The sequence below is a fragment of the Martinezella lusitana genome (genome assembly GCF_014207095.1).
GTDB classification, from domain to species: domain Bacteria; phylum Pseudomonadota; class Alphaproteobacteria; order Rhizobiales; family Rhizobiaceae; genus Rhizobium; species Rhizobium lusitanum_B.
Genome location: NZ_JACHBG010000056.1, coordinates 1 through 2,358 on the forward strand (window position 1 = coordinate 1; position 2,358 = coordinate 2,358).

The following is a 2,358-nucleotide window of genomic DNA, read 5'->3' on the forward strand; positions in this document are numbered from 1 at the left end:
GAGCGTTCGACGTCTTTGGCCAATCTGCGGCATCTGCCAAGCCAGGCGAAGGTCCGTTCGACCACCCATCGACGCGGCAGAACCTCGAAGCCTTTCGCCTTGTCCGAGCGCTTGATGATCTCGATCGTCCAGCGCCCGATCTTTTTCAGTCGCCGCTTCAACTTATCGCCCGCATAGCCACCATCGGCGAAGACATGCAGTAACCATGGCCACCTGTGGCGGATGGATTTCAGGAGATCGGGAGCACCGTCGCGATCCTGGATGTCGGCGCTGTGCACCATGAGACCGACCATCAGGCCGAGCGTATCGACGATGATATGGCGCTTGCGGCCTTTGGTCTGTAGAGTCGAGGAAAGGCGCGGTGGCTGGCCCTTGCGAGGCTCGCTCCGTTTCCTTTCCCCGCTCATCAAACCGGACGTGCGGATTTCCCGCATCCGGCTTTCCGACTGGCTTCATCGTAAGGCCCACGGCGACTGCTTGCCGCGCTCGCGTCGAAGACACAGCACGCCCAATTCCCCGTAAACATGTTCACGTGGGAATCGACGCGTGCTGCGTCCTTGCACTTTGTGCCGTCTGCACAGGAAGTTCGTGACGCGGTCATAGACGTGTCGATCGACGCCTTCATAGGCCGATGCGAGAGCGCCATAGGAGAAGTATGCGGCCCAACCGCCCAGGAGGCGGTTCAATCGCTTGCGAACTTCAGGCCATGTGCCCTTGTTGCCCGGCGTCAGCAGCGCGCTGACCTTGGTCTTGATCCGCTGCACGCTCTTCCTGGACGGGCTCGCTCCCAGGTACCACCGGCCGCCGTTGGGCAGATGACGTGGTCCAAGCGAGTAGCCAAGGAAGTCGAAGTGTTCGCGCCGGGCATCCTTCACCGAGGTTTTCGCCTCGTTGAGCGACAGCCCGAGTTTCGTCATCACCGTCCTTGTCCACGCCAGCGCCTCGGCCGCATGATCGCGGCTGAGAATGACGAAGTCATCGGCATAAGAGATGACGTGCGCGCGGAACTCTTCACCCAGACCGCTGAGACGCCAGTGCTTCAGGAACCGGTTCATGTAGATGACCGAGAGCAGCGGACTGACGACACCCCCTTGGGGCGTGCCGTGTGTGCTGCTCTTGCCGCCAGTCATGCGCCGTTTCCCGTCGCCATCCCGCTCCTCGACCGGTGCTCGCAGCCACAGCCTGATCAGCCGCAGCACGCTCCGATCGACGATGCGTCGGGCCACCGATTTGAGGAGGTCCGAATGCGGGATCGTGTCAAAATATTTCGACAAATCAGCGTCGACAACGTCGGTGTAGCCCCGGCACATCAGCCGGTGCGTTTCCTTGACTGCATCGACCGCGCTGCGACGCGGCCGATAACCATAAGCACCGTCCTCGAAGTCCGCCTCGAAGATTGGTTCCAGTACGAGCTTGGCAGCGGTCTGGATGACGCGACAGCGGATAGAGGGAATGCCGAGCGCACGCTCGCCTCCCCCAGGCTTCGGTATCATCACCCGCCGCACCGGATCGGGTCGGTACGTCTTCGAAACGAGTTCTTCGCGCAGGCCCGCCAACCACGCATCCACGCCCGACGCCTCGATCTGCGTAAAGGTCACTCCGTCGACGCCAGGCGCTCCCGCATTGGCGCGGGCCAGCGCATAGGCATGGCGCAGAATGTCTTCACGGCAAATCTTGTCGTAGAGCAAATAGAAGCGGAAAGCGGGCTCCGCCTTCGCCTTACAATAGAGCTTTCTCTGTAGGTTCCTGATCTTTTCAGGTGTTTCGAGGCTCATCGCCAATCAACCTTTCCTCACCATCTTCGAAAGCATGCCAGAAGTCAGGGTCCTTTCCTCCGCCGGCATTGCCCGGCATCGACAGTCTTACGACCCTGTCCGACTCCCGTCCGGTCCATCGCCATCAGCGATGTCGAAGCCGCGACCTCCGACCGCACGGGTCTCCCTCGATTACCCGCATCACCCTTCCCGCGTGCCGTGCCCAATACCCCGGCAGACCGAACAGGTGCTTGTGACGATTGCTTCCCTGTTCGCACGGCCTTCCCCGGGTAAGAGACGGGTCGGCATCTGCATCGACTCTTTCGAGGCCTGCTCGGACTTCACTCGCGTTACGGCCCACTGGATTGCTCAACCGCCCAAGGCGGCCTTTGTCACGAGGCTTCGAACCGGCCGGTTACCCGACCGATCCGCTCGTCAGCTACCAGATCAATCGACAACTCTCTGGATGGAACCTTCCTCCATTGGTGACACGCGCCTTCGAGGCGCACTCTTGCCCGCGTCATAGCCCCGGATGCCGCCGCTTTCGGTGGTTTTGACGCTCTGGCTATCGATCACACCGGCCGTCGGGCTTGCCTCCTTGCCC

1 protein-coding gene and 2 pseudogenes are annotated in these 2,358 nt (G+C 61.5%); all 3 read right to left on the minus strand.

Translation table 11 applies throughout. The features are described 5' to 3' along the window. Positions 1-335, minus strand: a pseudogene (locus GGD46_RS33520) (IS5 family transposase); the annotation flags it as partial. Between the two features lie 117 nt (positions 336-452). After that, a complete protein-coding gene (ltrA, locus tag GGD46_RS33525) occupies positions 453-1,775 on the minus strand; it encodes a group II intron reverse transcriptase/maturase (RefSeq protein WP_028755411.1) in 1,323 nt (440 codons plus the stop codon). Positions 1,776-2,246: 471 nt separating this feature from the next. After that, a pseudogene (locus GGD46_RS33530) lies at positions 2,247-2,358 on the minus strand (IS5/IS1182 family transposase); the annotation flags it as partial.